The sequence below is a fragment of the Echinicola shivajiensis genome (assembly GCF_018642165.1).
Lineage (GTDB): Bacteria > Bacteroidota > Bacteroidia > Cytophagales > Cyclobacteriaceae > Echinicola > Echinicola shivajiensis.
This window is the reverse complement of the sequence record NZ_JAHHZM010000001.1, coordinates 309,095-326,846: the sequence shown is the minus strand read 5'-3', so window position 1 is coordinate 326,846 and position 17,752 is coordinate 309,095. Positions and strand designations below refer to the sequence as shown.

General features: G+C 38.8%; 14 protein-coding genes. 7 read left to right on the top strand and 7 right to left on the bottom strand.

The features are described 5' to 3' along the window. Positions 1–51: 51 nt before the first annotated feature. The gene (locus tag KMW37_RS01265; RefSeq protein ID WP_215222792.1) at positions 52–1,236 is read right to left on the bottom strand and encodes a PQQ-dependent sugar dehydrogenase; all 1,185 of its coding nucleotides are present in this window, start codon (positions 1,234–1,236) and stop codon (positions 52–54) included. 100 nt (positions 1,237–1,336) lie between these two features. On the opposite strand from KMW37_RS01265, the gene KMW37_RS01260 reads away from it, so the two are divergent. Further along, complete coding sequence (locus tag KMW37_RS01260; RefSeq protein ID WP_215222791.1) at positions 1,337–3,262, top strand: ABC-F family ATP-binding cassette domain-containing protein; 1,926 nt, start codon at positions 1,337–1,339, stop codon at positions 3,260–3,262. A 106-nt stretch (positions 3,263–3,368) separates the two neighbouring features. Further along, positions 3,369–4,628, top strand: a complete 1,260-nt coding sequence (locus KMW37_RS01255) for a type IX secretion system plug protein (RefSeq protein WP_215222790.1) — start codon at positions 3,369–3,371, stop codon at positions 4,626–4,628. 74 nt (positions 4,629–4,702) lie between these two features. Here KMW37_RS01255 and cas6 read toward each other — a convergent pair whose 3' ends face one another. The 5 genes from cas6 to KMW37_RS01230 form a co-directional block, all read right to left on the bottom strand. After that, a complete protein-coding gene (gene cas6, locus KMW37_RS01250; protein WP_215222789.1) occupies positions 4,703–5,569 on the bottom strand; it encodes a CRISPR-associated endoribonuclease Cas6 in 867 nt (288 codons plus the stop codon). Between the two features lie 111 nt (positions 5,570–5,680). Next, a complete protein-coding gene (ychF, locus tag KMW37_RS01245; RefSeq protein WP_215222788.1) occupies positions 5,681–6,778 on the bottom strand; it encodes a redox-regulated ATPase YchF in 1,098 nt (365 codons plus the stop codon). Between the two features lie 13 nt (positions 6,779–6,791). After that, positions 6,792–7,874 (bottom strand): AI-2E family transporter, encoded by a 1,083-nt coding sequence (locus tag KMW37_RS01240; protein ID WP_215222787.1) that lies wholly within the window; start codon positions 7,872–7,874, stop codon positions 6,792–6,794. Positions 7,875–8,001: 127 nt separating this feature from the next. Then, the gene (locus KMW37_RS01235; RefSeq protein WP_215222786.1) at positions 8,002–8,340 is read right to left on the bottom strand and encodes a DUF3276 family protein; all 339 of its coding nucleotides are present in this window, start codon (positions 8,338–8,340) and stop codon (positions 8,002–8,004) included. A 196-nt stretch (positions 8,341–8,536) separates the two neighbouring features. Then, the gene (locus KMW37_RS01230) at positions 8,537–8,884 is read right to left on the bottom strand and encodes a 4Fe-4S binding protein (RefSeq protein WP_215222785.1); all 348 of its coding nucleotides are present in this window, start codon (positions 8,882–8,884) and stop codon (positions 8,537–8,539) included. Between the two features lie 170 nt (positions 8,885–9,054). On the opposite strand from KMW37_RS01230, the gene KMW37_RS01225 reads away from it, so the two are divergent. From KMW37_RS01225 to KMW37_RS01210, 4 genes are all read left to right on the top strand, one after another. Further along, the gene (locus tag KMW37_RS01225; RefSeq protein WP_215222784.1) at positions 9,055–10,068 is read left to right on the top strand and encodes an acyl-CoA reductase; all 1,014 of its coding nucleotides are present in this window, start codon (positions 9,055–9,057) and stop codon (positions 10,066–10,068) included. A gap of 106 nt (positions 10,069–10,174) precedes the next feature. Next, entirely contained in the window at positions 10,175–11,476 is a 1,302-nt protein-coding gene (locus KMW37_RS01220) for a TIGR00366 family protein (RefSeq protein ID WP_246581280.1), read from the top strand. Between the two features lie 167 nt (positions 11,477–11,643). Continuing rightward, on the top strand, positions 11,644–13,908 hold the full coding sequence (locus tag KMW37_RS01215; RefSeq protein WP_215222782.1) for an aconitate hydratase: 2,265 nt from the start codon (positions 11,644–11,646) through the stop codon (positions 13,906–13,908). Between the two features lie 359 nt (positions 13,909–14,267). Beyond that, a complete protein-coding gene (locus KMW37_RS01210; RefSeq protein WP_215222781.1) occupies positions 14,268–16,175 on the top strand; it encodes an ATP-binding protein in 1,908 nt (635 codons plus the stop codon). Here the strand turns inward: KMW37_RS01210 and KMW37_RS01205 are convergent. Beyond that, the gene (locus KMW37_RS01205) at positions 16,163–17,110 is read right to left on the bottom strand and encodes a tetratricopeptide repeat protein (RefSeq protein ID WP_215222780.1); all 948 of its coding nucleotides are present in this window, start codon (positions 17,108–17,110) and stop codon (positions 16,163–16,165) included. The genes KMW37_RS01210 and KMW37_RS01205 overlap by 13 nt on opposite strands. A 285-nt stretch (positions 17,111–17,395) precedes the next feature. Here KMW37_RS01205 and arsC point away from each other — a divergent pair, with 285 nt between their 5' ends. Continuing rightward, the gene (arsC, locus tag KMW37_RS01200; RefSeq protein WP_215222779.1) at positions 17,396–17,749 is read left to right on the top strand and encodes an arsenate reductase (glutaredoxin); all 354 of its coding nucleotides are present in this window, start codon (positions 17,396–17,398) and stop codon (positions 17,747–17,749) included. The last annotated feature ends 3 nt before the right edge of the window (positions 17,750–17,752 follow it).

Here is a 17,752-nt window from a genome sequence, read left to right as displayed (position 1 = left end):
GTAAAGGCCAGCAAATTTATCATGTGCTGGCCTTTATTTATTGAAAAGAAATTATTGTTTATAGGTTACTCTGTAGATACAGCCAGCCATGTCGTCTGAAATTAGCAAGCTTCCATCAGGGAGTTCCTGAACATCTACAGGCCTTCCCCAAACTTCTTGGCTCTCATCATCAAGCCAGCCAGAAGCAAAGTCGGTTTCTCCACTTACCTCACTTCCATTGAGTTGTACATTGCTCACTACATAGCCAGATTTTTTACTTCGATTCCATGAACCATGTTTGGCTACGAAAATAGATTTGCTGTAAGATGCAGGAAATAAGCTTCCCATATAGAAACGCATTCCCAATGGTGCAACATGAGGGCCTAGTTTGGCTTTTGGGGCTTCATAAGCAGATTGTTCCTCTCCTGCATCTCCAAATTCTGGATCTTTCACATCTCCTGCATGCCAATAAGGATATCCAAAATGTTGGCCAATTTCAGTGATTTCATTCAGCTCACAATCGGGAATGTCATCTCCCAGCTGATCTCGTCCATTGTCCGTAAACCAAAGGTTTTTGGAGTCTGGATGAAAATCAAAACCTACAGAATTTCTTACACCATGAGCAACAATTTCTGGTTCGATAGAAGTTGCATTTACATCGATTCTGGTGATGGTCGCAAATATGTCTTCCTCAGGGTCGCATATATTACATGGAGCTCCTACTGGAACATACAGCTTCCCATCTGGGCCAAAGTCAATAAATTTCCAACCATGATGTCCTTCAGTAGGGTAGCCATCATATACGACTTCAAAACTAGGGTTGGAAAGATTGTTTTTGATGTCAGGGAATTTTAGTATTCTGCTGATTTCAGCTACATAAAGGTCTCCATCTTTATAGGCCACTCCGTTAGGTGAGTTTAATCCTTCAGCAAGTGTATATCGGTAATTGGCTTTGCCATCCCCGTCTTCATCGATTAAGGCATAAACCTGTTTTTCTTGCCGGTTTCCAACAAAGACAATTCCTTCCTCACTTATTGTCATTGATCTGGCATTAGGGACATTTGCCGCCCAAACCTCAATGGAAAAGTTTTCAGGTAACCGTATAGTTTCCAGTTTTACTTCAGCAGAGTCTTTTGAAATGTCAGTCCTATTAGCACTATCCACGGCTTCAATAGGTTGAAGTTTGTTTTCATCAGCAGAGCAGGAAAACAATAAACCAAGGGCCAAAGCCCCTAAAATGGATTTTTGATAGATCATAAGTTAGTATGCTATTTGTCCAATAATACTACAAGTTAACAAATTGCTGAATTTTTTCCTGAGATTGATTTATAAGCGGGAGATTCCTTATTTTTGCAGCATGTTATCCATCAATAATTTATCGTATTATATCGGCGGCAGGGCCTTGTATGAAAATGCATCTCTGCATATCAAACCAAAGGATAAAATGGGCCTAGTAGGGCTAAATGGTACAGGTAAATCTACCTTACTGAAAATTATCAATGGTGATTATCAACCAAGCAAGGGGGAAATTCAAAAGGCTAAGGATTGTACCATCGGTTTTTTGAATCAGGATTTGCTTTCCTATCAGTCCGAAGATAGCATCTTGGATGTTGCTTTAGAGGCCTTTAAAGAGACATTGAAGCTTCAGGATGAAATCGATGCTGTACTGAAGCAGATGGAGACAGATTACTCGGAGGAGATTATCAATAAACTGGCGCATCTGCAGGAAAGATTTGAAGCGAATGAAGGTTATAGTATAAAAGCGAAGGCTGAGGAGGTTTTGGAAGGGATTGGCTTTTCCACTGATGACCTCAAAAGACCTTTAAAGACTTTCTCAGGAGGCTGGAGAATGAGGGTGATGCTGGCCAAATTACTTTTGGAGAAGCCTTCTTTATTGATGCTGGATGAACCTACCAACCACTTGGATCTTCCGTCTATCCAGTGGGTGGAAAATTATCTAAAGACCTATGAAGGTGCCGTGATCGTGGTTTCCCATGATCAGACATTTTTGGATAATTGTATTGAGACTACAGTGGAGGTTTCACGTCAAAGTTTGACACCATATGCCGGTAATTATTCTTTCTATAAAAAAGAAAAAGTAGAAAGAGAAGAGATTCAGCAGAATGCCTATGAGAACCAGCAAAAAATGATCAAGGATACGGAAAGGTTTATTGAACGTTTCCGGGCAAAGGCGTCTAAATCCAACCAGGTTCAGTCTAGGGTAAAGGCTTTGGAAAGATTGGAAAAGGTCAATGAAGTAATCAGTGATGAGATTGCTGTGAATTTTAAGTTTAAATTCTCCAAGCAATCAGGAAGGGATGTGATCACTTTGGAACATGTATCAAAGGCTTATGGAGATGTAAGAATTCTTGAAAATTCCACTGCGAGAATTGAAAGAGGAGACAAGATTGCCTTGATCGGAGCCAATGGTAAGGGGAAGTCAACTTTATTGAGGATAATTGATGGAACGGAGTCTATTGAAGGTGAAAGAAGTGAAGGCTATAATGTTATTAAATCGTTCTTTGCCCAACACCAGTTGGAGGCTTTGAATGTCAATAATGAGATTTTGCAGGAAATGCTGCAGGCTGGAAGTGATAAGTCGGAGACAGAGCTAAGAAATGTACTAGGTTGCTTTTTGTTCACCAATGATGATGTGTTCAAAAAGATCAAAGTGCTTTCAGGAGGAGAGAAGTCGAGGGTCGCTTTGGCGAAGACCTTAATTTCCGAATCTAATTTCCTTCTATTGGATGAACCTACCAACCACCTGGATATGCAATCGGTGAACATTCTGATACAGGCATTGCAGCAGTTTGAGGGAACCTTTATTACTGTTTCTCACGATAGGCATTTTATCAAAGGCGTGGCCAATAAGATTTGGTATATAGAAGATCACCAGATAAGAGAATACTTAGGGACATATGAGGAGTATACTTATTGGAGATCACAGCAGGATGCCCACGCAGCTCCAGTCCAAAGCCCTAAAAAGGAAAAGGTCAATAAACCAAAGGCTCCCAAAAATGATAATGAGCTGAATCAGGTGAAAAAGGATATCAAAAAGAAAGAGCGAGAGCTTGAGACTGTAGAGGCCGATATCATGACTCTTGAGGAAAAGAAGGTCCTTTTGGAAGCTAAACTTGCAGATCCGGAAATATTTAAGAATGACGGGAAATTGAAGGAGGTTAATTCAGCATATGAGGAATTAAAGCAGAAAGAAAATAAACTGAATCAAAATTGGGAAAAGCTGGCTGAGGAAATTGAAAGCCTCCAGGGAGCGCTTTCCTAATTGGAATTTTTATGAAATGAACTATATGCCAAGTCGCTGAGAAGGACTTGGCATTATTTTTTATATTGCTAGGAAGTTTTTGATTGGAAATTAGATTAAGCTCAGTATGTACAGAAGATTGTTTTTGTTGTTTTTGATGCTTCCATTTTGGGTAAATGCTCAGGAGGTTTTGGAAGATAAAGTATATGAAGGAAATATTCAGTCAGTTCAACTCTATAGGAAGGGGCTGGGAGTAAGTGCTCAAATGAATGCTCCAGTTATACCCTTAGGGAGTGCAGGACTTATTTTGGAATTCGATGATTTGGCATTTGAACCTGATAGGTATTCAGCAGCTTTGGTTCATTGTAATTCAGATTGGACAGCCTCTGGCTTAAAGCCTGCAGATTATATCAGACAGTATAATGAGTTTAATGTCAATACTTACGAATACTCCATTAATACAAGAATTCCCTATATCCATTTCACTTTTAATGTTCCAGCAGTGACGAAATCAGGTAATTACTTAATGAAGGTTTACAGGAACAGAAATAAGGAAGAAGTGATATTGACCAAGCGCTTTATGGTATATGATGATCAGGTGAAAGTAGGAGCTGCAATTATGGCTCCCAGTCAAACAGCAGAGCGCAGGACTGGTCAGCAAATAGATATTAAGGTGAATTATGCTGCAAGGGAGTTGGTTGACCCTGCCAGGACCGTTAAGGTGGTCGTGCGCCAAAACCAACGCTGGGACAATGCCAAAATAGGCACAAAGCCTACATTTATCAGAGATGATAGGAGTGTTTTGGAATATCAGTTTTTTAATGGTGAGAATATCTTTGATGCGGGGAATGAGTTTCGATTTGTAGACCTCAGGTATGTCAGGACAACAGGAAGGAATATTGCCTCTGTAAGTATGGAGGATGATGTCGTCTATGCCGAAACAGCCATTGGGAAGCCTAGAGCTCAGTTGAGTTATTTGGAGTATTTGGATCTGAATGGGCAATACATTGTTGAAAATTTGGAAAGAGGTAATCCCAAGCTGGAAAGTGAGTATGTATTGGTCACCTTTAATGCCCAAATGGATGATGTGGAGGGGGAACCCTATATTTTTGGTGCTTTGAGTAATTGGGGAAAGGCTGATGCTGCAAAGATGACCTATGATGCCGGGAAGGGTGTATATCAAAGTAGTTTCTTACTCAAGCAGGGCTGGTATGATTTTCTTTTGGCAGTTAAAAAGGGTGAAGAGTGGGATACACTACCTGTGGAAGGAAGTCATTATCAGACAGAAAATGAATATGATGTTTTGGTTTACTATAGGGATTTTGGTTCCAGGTATGATGAGCTTTTGGGCTATATTTCTGTCAATGCGAATAAAAAGAGGTTTTAATAAAATGATTTTTGATAAGCTGGTTGTGAAAAAATAGAACAATAAAAAAGCCCTGAATCAATCAGGGCTTTTTCTTAATCTTCGCTTTCGTCCTCATCTTTGGAAGAGGCGTCTTGCTGTTTAGCTTTATAAGGGATGAATCCCTCTCTCTTGAACTTATATGATTCTGTACGCTGGCTAGGAGAATTGTTGGCTAAGTCTAGCATACCAAATCCCTTATGGGTAAATGCGCCAAGTCCACATTTGAACACGAAGTCCTGAACTTCATGTGCAGCGTATAAAGTAAACGGCAGGGTGTAACCTCTTACCTCATATTTTACATCCATGTCGTACACAGAGTAAATCCTAGCAAATTTCTTTTGCTGTTCTTTCAGCTTATTTACATAATTCATGTCAGGTACCACTTGGAACTTATAGAAAGATTCCATTTGTTCTTGTGTGTACCATCCTGAACGTTCCATTCTCGTCAAGGTAGATTCATAAAGCAAATCAGAGAATTCATCCGTGTCTGGATTGATGAATCTCTTACCTGAATCGTCATTGAAAGTTGGAGTTAACAGTACCAATGGAGAGATACAAACAAATTTGTTTGAAGGCTCCAATTCTGGTTCCGCTTCCTTTTCGGTGTACTCGGGCGAAATGATGAGATTTCCTAACTCAATTTTTGGCGTTTTAAACACTTGCTCTAGCAAATAGTCAAGGAAGTCTTCATTGGGTGATGAAAGCACTAGGGTAACTAAGCTTGAGTAATAATGTAAGCCACTTCTACTTACTTTGGTCTGTCCTTTTAGACCAGAGAAATTGAAGTAATTGTAGTTGAAAAACTCTTCACGTCCTCCTTTTACAATTAGACCTTTAAGGAATTGGGCCAAAATGTACTGATGGTGAAAGGGTAAATAAGCGCCTTTGTTTTTTAAGGAAAATATTAATCTTATTCTCACGGCATTAAAAATGAAAAGTTAAACAATATTTAATGTTTATGATTACTATATAATTACCAACGCGGTAGTAATCCGTATGTTGGCAAAACTACAATAAAATTCTGAATAATGTTAAACATTGAATCTAAAATGCATAATATCACCGTCTTGGACTACGTAATCCTTACCTTCTATGGCAATTTTACCATTTTCGCGACAGCCGGCTTCTGATTTATATTTTTCGTAATCAGCTAATTTTATTACTTCGGATTTGATAAATCCTCTCTCAAAATCTGTATGGATTACACCCGCAGCAGCTGGGGCTTTCCAACCTTTTTGGATAGTCCAAGCTCTAACTTCCTGAACACCAGCAGTGAAGTAGGTGATTAAATTAAGTAAAGAGTAGGCGCCTCTGATTAGCTTGTTAAGCCCGCTTTCTTCCAGTCCATATTCGCCCAAAAACATTTCTTTTTCTTCCGCGTCTTCAAATTCTGCAATTTGAGATTCTATGGCTGCACAAAGGGTGATGACTTCAGCGTTTTCGTCCTTTACATTTTCCTTTAATTTTTCTACATGCTCATTGCCCTTTAAGATGCTGGCTTCATCAACATTGGCAACATATAGAACAGGTTTGATGGTCAGAAGGTGGATGTCCTGAATAGCTTCCAAATCTTCTTTTTCAACATCAATTGCTCGGGCGTTTTTTCCTGCTTCTAATCCTGCTTTGAAGATCTTAAGGATTTCAAGGTGCTTTTTAGCTTTTGCATCCCCTGACTTGGCTATTTTCTCTAACCTCTGGATTTTCTTCTCTACGGATTCAAGATCCTTAAGCTGCAATTCAGTATCTATGACTTCCTTGTCAAAAATTGGGTCTACCGTACCAGCAACGTGGACCACATTGTCGTCATTGAAACAACGGATCACATGTACAATAGCATCTACCTCACGGATGTTCGCCAAGAACTTGTTTCCAAGACCCTCTCCTTTACTAGCTCCTTTTACCAAACCTGCAATGTCTACAAATTCAATAACGGTAGGCATAACCCTTTGAGGGTTGACCAAGTCTTCCAAAATCTTTAACCTTTGGTCAGGGACAGTTACTACCCCAACATTGGGCTCAATAGTACAAAATGGAAAGTTTGCTGCTTCTGCCTTTGCACTGGAAAGCGCATTGAATAAAGTTGATTTTCCTACGTTGGGCAAACCAACGATACCACACTGTAATGCCATTTATTTTTATCTGTTAATTTCTAAATATGCGGTACTGCTTATACCCTCTATAGAATTCCTGAATTGAAACCCGAAAGATGGTGTAAACTGGGATCGCAAATATCATTCCCATGATACCGCCGACTTTTGCTCCCGCAAAGATAATAACAAAAATTTCAAGTGGGTGCGCTTTTACTGATTTAGAGAAAATTAAGGGCTGTAAAATTATATTATCAGTAAGCTGAACGACCAAAAAAACGCCGAGGATCTTTATAATAAAGAAGGTCATTTCAGTGTTGCTGATAAAATCGCCTGTTGATAGTCCTACCAAAACGCCAAATGTAGCCCCCAAAAGAGGACCTGCATAAGGAATGAGGTTAGCCACTGCAGCGAAAATACCAATGGTAAGCGCGTATTTAACGTTTGCCAAGGATAATCCAACTGAAGCAACGGTAAAGATGGAGGTCATTTGGATCAAAAGCCCCAAGAGGTAATTCGATAACAGTCTTTCCACCTTATGAAAAGTAGCTACCGATAATTCGAAATACTTGTTGGGTACCAGGTTAATGATATTCCTTCTAAGCAAGCCGTTTTCGAGCAACAGGAAAAATGAAATAAACACTACCGCCATAAGGGTGATCAAGAGTGAGCTGGTGGTATTGATTATCCCATTTAGAAAGCCTTGGAAATTCATTTCCCTTAAGCTAGAAAACAGGGTGTTTTTAAATTGAAGAAAAAGAAAGCCCGGATTGTCCGCCATCAGGTTTAGCTTGATCAATAAAGCTTCCACCTTGTCAATAGGCTCCTGAATTTGTTCGTAGAGAAACTGTATATCGATATTTTGAATGATTTCAACCTGTGCGGCTACTAAAGGAACGAAAAGCAGGGAGATCAGAAAAAACACCAAACCAATGGTTGCAAAGGAGCATATGATGGCCAGCCACCGAGGTAGGTGTTGTCCTAAAATATGGACACTGTTGATTCGATTGGTTAAGGGACGCAGTGCAGCGGCTATGACCAAAGATATGATAAAGTAAAAAGCTATATTAGAGAAATACCAGCCCAATAATAGAATGGTCAGGATAATCGCTAATATCCAGATAACTAGTTTCTGCATATAGTAAAAATAGGAAAGAGACTGTACCAATTCCACAAAGGATCAAATAATATTTTGATCAATGTAAGATCAACCCGTGCAGTGCAGGTTGGTGAATTGCTACAGTCTCCTTGGTTTTTTGATGGGATTAATCCCATTTCAAATCATCACCGAAATTGTCTTCAGTGCTTGTTTCAGCTTCTGCTTCGTATTGAGAGAAATCGAAATCTGGCATTAATTCAGTTTTAACGTGGTCTACAGTGTCCTGTAGCGCGTCAACAAATTTTGCGAAATCTTCTTTATACAAGAAAATTTTATGCTTTTCGTAAACGAAGTTGTCATCTCTTACCTTTCTTTTACTTTCAGTAATAGTAAGGTAGTAATCATTAGACCTAGTTGACTTCACGTCGAAAAAGTAAGTTCTTTTACCCGCTTTTACTTTTCTTGAGAAAATCTCCTCTCTGTCGTGTCCTTTATTCTCTTCCACTTTCCAAAATTTTTAATTACTTATATCAAGGATTTATAATACAGACGACAAGTTAAATCAATTAACATTTTAAATTCAAGAGCAGAGAAGGTTTTTTTTTAATTAAGCGTTTATTTTTTCTCTAATAGGTTAATAATCAATCGTTTTTTTTGAAGAATGGGTAAAAAAAAAAGAGTGGCCTAAACCACTCATATTTTTATTCTGCGTGAAGATATTGCTTTTTGGCAAGCAGTTCTTCTTCAGATTCGGGGTTGTCGGGATCATCCACACAGCAGTCCACAGGACATACAGCTGCGCATTGAGGTTCCTCATGGAATCCAGTACATTCCGTGCATTTTCCGGTTACGATATAGTAGAACTCATCAGATACAGGTTCCTGTGGTTCATTTGCATCCACTACCGATCCATCTTCTAATTTTACTTCGTTGAGTTCAGTACCCCCGCCCCAAGTCCATTCAATACCACCTTCATAGATAGCAGTGTTAGGGCATTCAGGTTCACATGCACCGCAGTTGATGCATTCGTCGGTTATCATTATTGCCATTATAATCTCCTTTTTAAAATTCTAATTCAAAATTAAGAAGCATATGACAATATACCAATATAAAAAATGCTCTGCTAAATAATTTATAATGAATCTAGCTTATTATTGCATTATTCACTTTTTAAGTTCAAAATAAATATCTTTGTGCCCGCATACTAAAAAATAATAGAATGACCCTCCAAGAGAGAATTAATGCCTTCGTTGCTTTAGGAAAGAGAATTGATGCCTTGCCTGAATATGAGTTGGATGAATTGGCATTTAGAGCTGAAAACAATAATAATTGGTTTACAACTGATCAAGTAAAGTTGGCGCTTCAGGCTTTGGTGAAGATGTTGGATGAGGCAGTGCTGAATGAATGGATAGGGAATTATGAAATATCGGATCATCCGATGTCCAAAAAAGTAGGAGTGATGATGGCTGGCAATATTCCTGCTGTTGGCTTTCACGATTTAATGGTAGTGTTGCTGACCGGGCATAATGCGCATGTAAAGTTAAGTTCCACAGATCAGGTACTTATTAAGTGGTTGGTAAGGGAGTTGTCTGAATTGGCACCTGAACTGGCCAAAAGAGTGGTTTTTGAGGAGATGCTTAAAGGGATGGATGCTTATATCGCTACTGGTAGTGATAATTCAGCCAGGTATTTTGAGTATTATTTTGGTAAATATCCAAGTGTTATTAGGAAAAACAGAACTTCCGTGGCGGTGCTGGATGGTTCTGAGTCCAAGGTCGATTATAAGGAATTAGCCAAGGATATTTTTCAATATTTCGGGTTAGGGTGTAGAAATGTCTCTAAGATATATTTGCCAGATGAACAGCAATTGCAGGGATTTCTTGATGCCATAGAAGGATATCATTTTATGTTGAGCCATCATAAATACCTTAATAACTATGATTACAATAAATCTATTTATTTGGTAAACGGTGAGCGGCATTTGGACAATGGGTTTTTGCTTTGTAAGCAAAGTGAGGACTTAGTTTCACCAGTGGCAGTTCTTTATTATGAGGTATATCAGGATAAGGAGGCACTGAAACAAAAAATGGATGCTCAAGAAGAAAAGATTCAATGTATTGTTAGTAAAGGTGCTTGGTATCCTTCCAGCTTTGAATTTGGTCAAGCTCAAACGCCTTCAGTTGGTGATTATGCAGATCATGTAGATACCGTTGCGTTTTTGATGGAATTATAAATCAAAGTCCAATTTGGGTTTATAGGAAGTTGAATGATGTGTTTTATGGCTAAAGCCATTATATTAAACATTATAAACTTTTGCAGTAATAAACCCGAAAGCATTGTTGAATAAGCTAAAAGGATTTTCATTCCCAACACCTTTTGACCTGGCCCTTGCACTTTCTGCAATCAGTATATTATGGGCTACAATGGCCACTATGCCAGAGGGAGAAGGGGTTCTGTCCTATTCTTGGCAGGTTTTAGAGTATTGGAAAGATGGATTTTGGAGCCTACTGGAATTTACTCTTCAGATGGTGTTAATATTGGTTTTTGGCCATGCTTTAGCAATTTCTGCACCTGTTTCTAATCTTCTAAGCCGAATTGCATCGGTCATAAAAAGCAATTCCCAAGCCGTAATGATTACTGGGGGAGCAACTTTGTTCGCAGGTTATTTGAATTGGGGGTTTGGTTTGATATTAGGGGCTATGCTAGCCAGGAAAATAGGAGAAAGGGCAGTGGCTGAGCAGTTGGAAATCAATTATCCTTTGGTGGCTGCATCAGGGTATCTTGGGATGATGGTTTGGCATGGAGGCTTTTCAGGTTCTGCTCCTTTGAAAGTGGCAGAAGAAGGTCATTTTTTGGAAAGTGAAATAGGGGTGATTCCAGTGTCCCAAACCATTCTTAGTTCCTTTAACCTTAGTATTAATTTGTTGATGATCCTTGGGCTTCTTTTAGGCTTGTGGTTGCTGTCCAAGAAAAAGTTTACTTTTAAGCCTGTTCAAGATGACTTTTCAGTACCAATTGAGATTGAAGGAAAAGATGTTTTGGGGTGGATTGTTGGGGGGATTATCTGTGTTTTGGCAATTGGAGATTTTTGGTCTGAATCAAATTTGAACCTAAGTTTTATCAGTCTCAATTATATCAACTTTTTGCTCTTGGGATTTGGCTTGGTTTTGCATAAAAGTATCCAGAAATATGTGCTAGCAATTGAAATGGCCTTGAGAGGTGCTGCAGCAATTGTTTTACAGTTTCCATTTTATGCAGGGATTTTAGGGGTGTTTAAGCTGTCAGGTTTGTTGGTGATGATAGCTGGGTATTTTGTGACCGTATCATCCCCCGAGAGTTTTCCGTTGCTGACTTTTTTCAGTGCAGCATTGATCAATTTATTTGTGCCGTCTGGAGGCGGGCAATGGGCTGTTCAGGGGCCTGTTATTGTGGAGACTGCTTTGCAAATGGGACTTTCTGTTCCTAAGATGATTATGGTAATGGCCTATGGTGACCAGCTGACCAATATGTTACAGCCTTTTTGGGCTTTACCGTTGCTGGCGATAACCGGTGTGGCGCCCAGGGACTTGTTGAGGTACACGGTTTATTTTTTTCTTCTTGGTCTTTCCGTTTTGATTTTGGGGATAATATGGGCCTTTTGAAAGACTCGCTTAGGTTTAAAATCCTGTTTAGGAACTGTTAAAGGGTTATTTTAAACCCGTATAAATAAGTAACAATACTTAGGTTTTACTTCTATTTTTCGCCTAAAACTGTATCTTTGCCAACGATTTAAATGAAATCAAGTTATCACTAAAATAATTCATTTCAAATGGCATTTGATATAGAAATGATCAAGGCAGTGTATGCGAAATATCCTGAGCGTATCGCAGCTGCCAGGAAGGTGGTGGGTAAACCACTTACTTTAGCAGAGAAAATACTTTATGCTCACCTTTGGGAAGGAGACGCTACACAAAGTTTTGAGAGAGGGAAATCTTACGTGGATTTTGCTCCTGATAGAGTTGCCATGCAAGATGCAACTGCCCAGATGGCACTTTTGCAGTTTATGCAAGCTGGTAAAGATAAAGTGGCAGTGCCTTCTACTGCACACTGTGATCACCTGATCTTGGCCCAAAATGGTGCGAAGGATGATTTGAAGAGTTCTCTTACTGCAAGTGGTGAAGTGTTTAACTTTTTGGAGTCAGTTTCTAATAAATATGGAATTGGTTTCTGGAAGCCAGGTGCAGGTATCATTCACCAAGTAGTTCTTGAAAACTATGCTTTTCCAGGTGGAATGATGATCGGTACTGATTCACATACTGTAAATGCTGGAGGTCTGGGTATGGTAGCCATCGGTGTAGGTGGTGCTGATGCTGTGGACGTAATGGCAGGTATGGCTTGGGAATTGAAGTTTCCAAAATTGATAGGTGTGAAGTTGACTGGAAAAATGAACGGCTGGACTTCTGCTAAAGATGTGATTTTGAAAGTTGCTGGTATTCTTACTGTAAAAGGTGGTACTGGTTGTATCGTGGAATACTTCGGTGAAGGAGCTAAGTCCCTTTCTGCTACTGGTAAAGGTACTATCTGTAATATGGGTGCTGAGATCGGTGCGACTACTTCTACTTTCGGTTATGACGAATCAATGGAGCGTTACCTGAAAGCAACTGACAGAGCAGATGTGGCTGAATTGGCGAATGGCGTTAAAGAGCATTTGACTGGTGATGATGAAGTATATGCCAATCCAGAGCAATATTTTGATCAAGTAATTGAAATAGATCTTTCTACTCTTGAACCACATATTAATGGTCCTTTCACTCCAGATAGAGCTACTCCTGTATCTCAGATCAGAGCTGAAGCTGAGAAGAATGGCTGGCCTACAAAAGTGGAGTGGGGATTGATCGGTTCTTGTACCAATTCTTCCTATGAAGATTTGTCAAGAGCTTCTTCTATTGCACAGCAGGCTGTAGATAAGAAATTAAAAACCAAAGCTGAGTTTGGTATCAACCCAGGTTCTGAGCAGGTAAGATTCACTGCAGATAGAGATGGTTTGTTGAAGATTTTTGAAGATTTGGACGCAACGATCTTTACTAATGCTTGTGGACCTTGTATCGGTCAGTGGGCTAGAACTGGTGCTGATAAGCAAGAGAAAAACACCATCGTTCACTCTTTCAATAGAAACTTCTCTAAGCGTGCTGATGGTAACCCAAATACCCACGCGTTTGTGACTTCTCCTGAAATGGTAGCTGCTATTGCTATCTCTGGTGACCTAGGTTTCAATCCACTTACTGATAAGTTGGTGAATGCTGATGGTGAAGAGGTGAAATTGGATCCACCAAAAGGAGATGAACTTCCAGAAAAAGGATTTGCAGTAGAAGATAACGGATACCAAGCTCCTGCAGAAGATGGTAGCGGTGTAGAAGTAGTGGTGAATCCAGATTCTAAGCGTCTTCAATTATTGGAGCCATTTGCAGCATGGGACGGTAAAAACATCACTGGAGCCAAGCTTTTGATCAAGGCCTTTGGTAAGTGTACTACTGACCATATCTCAATGGCTGGTCCTTGGTTGAGATTCAGAGGTCACCTGGATAATATCTCTGACAACTGTTTGATTGGTGCGGTTAACGCATTCAACGAAGAGACCAACTCTGTGAAAAGCCAGTTAAATGGTGAGTATGGTGCTGTTCCAGCAACACAAAGAGCTTATAAGGCTGCAGGGATTCCTACTATTGTAGTGGGTGACCACAACTATGGCGAAGGTTCTTCAAGAGAGCACGCAGCTATGGAGCCAAGACATCTTGGTGTTAAGGCTGTTTTGGTGAAGTCATTTGCCAGAATTCACGAAACCAACTTGAAGAAGCAAGGTATGCTTGCATTGACATTTGCCAATGAAGCGGACTATGATAAAATTCAAGAAGACGATACTATCAACTTCCTTGATTTAGATCAATTTGCTCCTGAGAAGCCACTTAATTTAGAGTTTGTTCATGCGGACGGATCTAAAGATGTGATTGTAGCTAACCATAGCTATAATGATGCTCAGATTGGTTGGTTCAAAGCAGGTTCTGCACTTAACTTGATCAAAGCGCAGCAAGCTTAATAGATCGATAATATAATACTTATTAGAAAAGGCTTATTGATGAAAATCAATAAGCCTTGTTTTTTGTATAGTGGCCTTTACGAAATTATAACTGGTCAATAATTAAGTGTTGTTGGTATAAAGTGCGAGTGGGTGCAGTCGTGGTTCAGAATTTTAAAACCAATGATTCCTGAGTCTATGTAGGTACATATGGGGTTATAAATCAGAATTTTGTATTGATTTATTTTTTTAAGAGAGGGGATTTATTATCTTAACCATGTGTTTAGTTATAATTTATTTATTTAAGTAAAAAAAAACTTTTGAATTAGCAGAAAGATTCGCCTATTTTAAACTTCTATAGCTGAAAGGATAATGCAATAATGACCAGTGTTTTTAGAAAGATACTTGATCAATCTCCAGAAATGGTATTTTTGGTAGAGAAGAACACACCGTACCGTGTGGTTTTTGAAAATCGTTCTTTTCGTGAGGCTTTGGGGATGGATCTGAGGAGAAAGAGCCTTTCTGATTTCGGATTGGACAGAAGTAACCTTACTACAGGTGATCAGGTTACAATCAAATACCATAGGGCTTATTATTCCTTTATTGTGGGAGAGGAAGATGCCAATTATTTTATTTTTCAAAATGGAAGCTTGGTGGACTTAGATACAGCAGAAAGATCCAAAGGAAGCGCGTCAACTAGTCCTAAAGAAAAATGCTCCAGCTTTTATAAGAATTTAATAGACAAGATTCCCAATACCCTTTTTCAAATGAATATGACAGAGGAAGGGAAAATGAATTTCAAATACTTTAGTGATGGCGGAATGAATATCTTTAACGAGTCCCAGTCTTCGAATGGGGAAGTTAAGGGTATTGATTATTTGCTGAGTATGGTTTATTCCCAAGATGTAGGGAAAGTCTTACAGTCCTTGGTGCACTCAACCAGGGTATTGTCCATGTGGAACTGTACTTTCAGGCTTAAGCTGGAAGGTAAGGATGAATTGGTTTGGGCACAGGGAATGGCCAGACCTGAAGAAGGACCTACTGGTGATATGAACTGGTATGGTTGCCTATTGGATATTTCAGATTTCAAGGAGCGGGAAATAGAGCTTGAAAACCATAAGAATTTGGCTTTGAATGCCAGTAAGGTCAAGTCCGATTTTATTTCCATGATTACTCATGATATCAGAACACCTTTGAATACCATTTCAGGGTCTGTTTTTACCTTATTAGGAGAGGATCACTATAGCTCACAAGAACCATTGCTTAATACCATTAGCTTTGCAGTGGACAATTTGATCATTATGATTAATGATCTCTTAGATTTTCAAAAGATTGAAGCAGGGAAAATTGTACTTGAGTCAAAGCCATTTAATTTAAAGCAGTTGATGGAACAGGTGGTTAATAGTTTGAGATTCCAAGCCTTGGAATCCAAAAATGACCTTAACCTGATCATTTCTGATAAAGTTGACTTTACTGTATTGGGGGATAAAGTAAGACTCTCCCAGATATTGAATAATCTGATCACTAATGCGCTTAAATTTACCCATGAAGGTAGGGTAGATGTGACGGTCACAATGATTGATCATACTCCTAAAGAGGCGAAGATTTACTTTGAAGTTAAAGACAATGGTGTTGGTATTGATAAAAAAGACTTCAATAAAGTTTTCAATGAGTTTGATCAGGTAACAGAGTCCTTTGACGCCAAGTATGGTGGCACTGGGTTAGGAATGCCTATTACCAAAAGGCTGCTTGAAAACATGGGAAGTCAAATTCTTTTGGAATCAGAAGTAGGCGTGGGCAGTACTTTTTCTTTTGAAATCAACTTCGAGAAATTTGACACACCAAAACAGCATTTGTCCTTTGAATTGGATGAATTGCCAAAAAATGGGAACTCTTTTTTAGATAATAAACCTTTTAGGAAAAATATTCAGGTTCTCTTGGCGGAGGATAACCAGGTCAATGCGATGGTGGTGATGAAGATACTTAAGGGGTGGGGATATTCTTGTGATCGTGTTTCGAATGGTGAAGAGGCTATTGCTGCTGTTTTTGATAAGACTTACGATATTATCCTTATGGATATTCAAATGCCTGTGATTGATGGTTTGGAGGCGTCCAAAATCATAAAGGAGAGGTTTGATATTCCTATTATTGCACTTACGGCGGCTTCCAGAAGAGAAGTGGCGGAGGGTTTGAAGAAAAGCAATATAGATGACTTTGTTTCCAAACCCATCAATGCGATAGTATTACAGAAAAGTATTGAGAATTTGATTCAGCATTATATTTCCTGAGCCAGTTCCAAGTACTTCTTAGTCAACTTAATTGCTGGATCTTTTTTGTAAACGTCTTCCAAGTATTTTATTGCAAGAGCTTTATTGCCTTTTAGGTAGTAGTAGATACCTTTGTTTCTTAAAGCAAATAAATTCTTGCTATTTTGTTTAAGGCTAAGGTTAATGTCTTCTAGACCCTTTTCTAAATCACCCTTGAAAAGGAGGTAAAGCCCTCTGTTATTGTAATAATAGGCTTGGGAAGGATTGAGTCCAATTGCTTTTTCAACCCAGCTAATAGCTGCAGATAAATCTTCTTTTTCAAATGCAATTAGGGATTTAATATTGTAGATGTTTGCCTCATTTGGGTTGATTTGCTCAGCCTTTTCCAGATCTGTCGTGGCTGATTCGAAGTCTTCCAGATAATACTTTATGGTGGCCCTGTTCACATAAAGGTCAGGGATATTATTGTCTTTTTCTATTGCTGCTGAAAAGGACTGTAGGGACTCTTGGTACCTGTTTAATTGCTCAAGAGTTAGACCTTTTATAAAATAACCTCTATGGTCCTCTGGGGCGAGTTCAATAAGATTTTCGGCATCAGCAAGACTTTTGTAATTTTCCCCATTATCCAGATAAGCAATGCCCCTTTGGTAATAGGCATCTTGATAAGATGGATTTAATTCTAATGCTTTGGAAAAATCATGGATGGCTAAATCGTACTTAGCCATGTTACTATAGGCCAGTCCCCGGTTATAGTAAGCGTTTTCAAAATCAGGGTCTAATTTTATTGCTTCATTATAGTAATCTATAGCACTTGAGTAATCGCTTTCCATTAATTTATTATTGCCTTTTAATAGAAACCTTCCTTTTTTATCTTCCAGAGAATCACAGGAAAAAGCAATTAAGCATAAAAGGCAAATAATGAGATGTGCGATTGAGATTCGAAAGATGTTCTGCATGCTGTATTATTGGGCTTTCTAAAAGCCATTTTTGTTTATTAAGTATCTGAGGCAAATTTAATGAAAGGATTTTATAAAATTGACTAAAGAAGGAGGTACTGAAATTTACCTACATTGGTGATGGAGATTTTGGGTGGATTAGGCTAGTATACAAAGGATTTTTTGTACATTCTATTTTGCCAATAAAAATTTGTTTAAGTAGTGTGTTTCCATTGTCCAAGCTTAAGAAACGAAGTTTTTTTTTAAATGGTGAATGGCTACTTTTGGATTAAATAATTATTTAAAATGAATAAGGTTAAGGTATATCATAATCCACGATGTGGAAAAAGTAGAGACAGCTTAAAATTGGTTCAAGAACAAGTCGCTGAGGCGGATATTGAAGTGATTAAATATTTGGAAACTCCACCATCAGCTGATGAGTTAAAAGCTATTTTGGATAAACTGGGTATAAAAGCTGAAGAGTTGATTCGTAAGAATGAGAAGGTTTGGAAAGAAAATTTCAAGGGAAAAACTTTTTCGGAGGATGAGTTGGTGAAAATTATGGTAGATCATCCGATTCTGATCGAACGTCCAATCGTGATAAAAGACAATAAGGCAGTAATCGGGCGTCCGCCTGAGCGTGTTAGAGATATTTTGTAGGTT

What these genes read in the sequence shown, in the direction of transcription:
- KMW37_RS01265 (WP_215222792.1), bottom strand. Translation starts at nt 1,236, where the DNA reads ATGATCTATCAAAAATCCATTTTAGGGGCTTTGGCCCTTGGTTTATTG.
- KMW37_RS01260 (WP_215222791.1), top strand. Translation starts at nt 1,337, where the DNA reads ATGTTATCCATCAATAATTTATCGTATTATATCGGCGGCAGGGCCTTG.
- KMW37_RS01255 (WP_215222790.1), top strand. Translation starts at nt 3,369, where the DNA reads ATGTACAGAAGATTGTTTTTGTTGTTTTTGATGCTTCCATTTTGGGTA.
- ychF (WP_215222788.1), bottom strand. Translation starts at nt 6,778, where the DNA reads ATGGCATTACAGTGTGGTATCGTTGGTTTGCCCAACGTAGGAAAATCA.
- KMW37_RS01240 (WP_215222787.1), bottom strand. Translation starts at nt 7,874, where the DNA reads ATGCAGAAACTAGTTATCTGGATATTAGCGATTATCCTGACCATTCTA.
- KMW37_RS01230 (WP_215222785.1), bottom strand. Translation starts at nt 8,884, where the DNA reads ATGGCAATAATGATAACCGACGAATGCATCAACTGCGGTGCATGTGAA.
- KMW37_RS01225 (WP_215222784.1), top strand. Translation starts at nt 9,055, where the DNA reads ATGACCCTCCAAGAGAGAATTAATGCCTTCGTTGCTTTAGGAAAGAGA.
- KMW37_RS01215 (WP_215222782.1), top strand. Translation starts at nt 11,644, where the DNA reads ATGGCATTTGATATAGAAATGATCAAGGCAGTGTATGCGAAATATCCT.
- KMW37_RS01210 (WP_215222781.1), top strand. Translation starts at nt 14,268, where the DNA reads ATGACCAGTGTTTTTAGAAAGATACTTGATCAATCTCCAGAAATGGTA.
- KMW37_RS01205 (WP_215222780.1), bottom strand. Translation starts at nt 17,110, where the DNA reads ATGCAGAACATCTTTCGAATCTCAATCGCACATCTCATTATTTGCCTT.
- arsC (WP_215222779.1), top strand. Translation starts at nt 17,396, where the DNA reads ATGAATAAGGTTAAGGTATATCATAATCCACGATGTGGAAAAAGTAGA.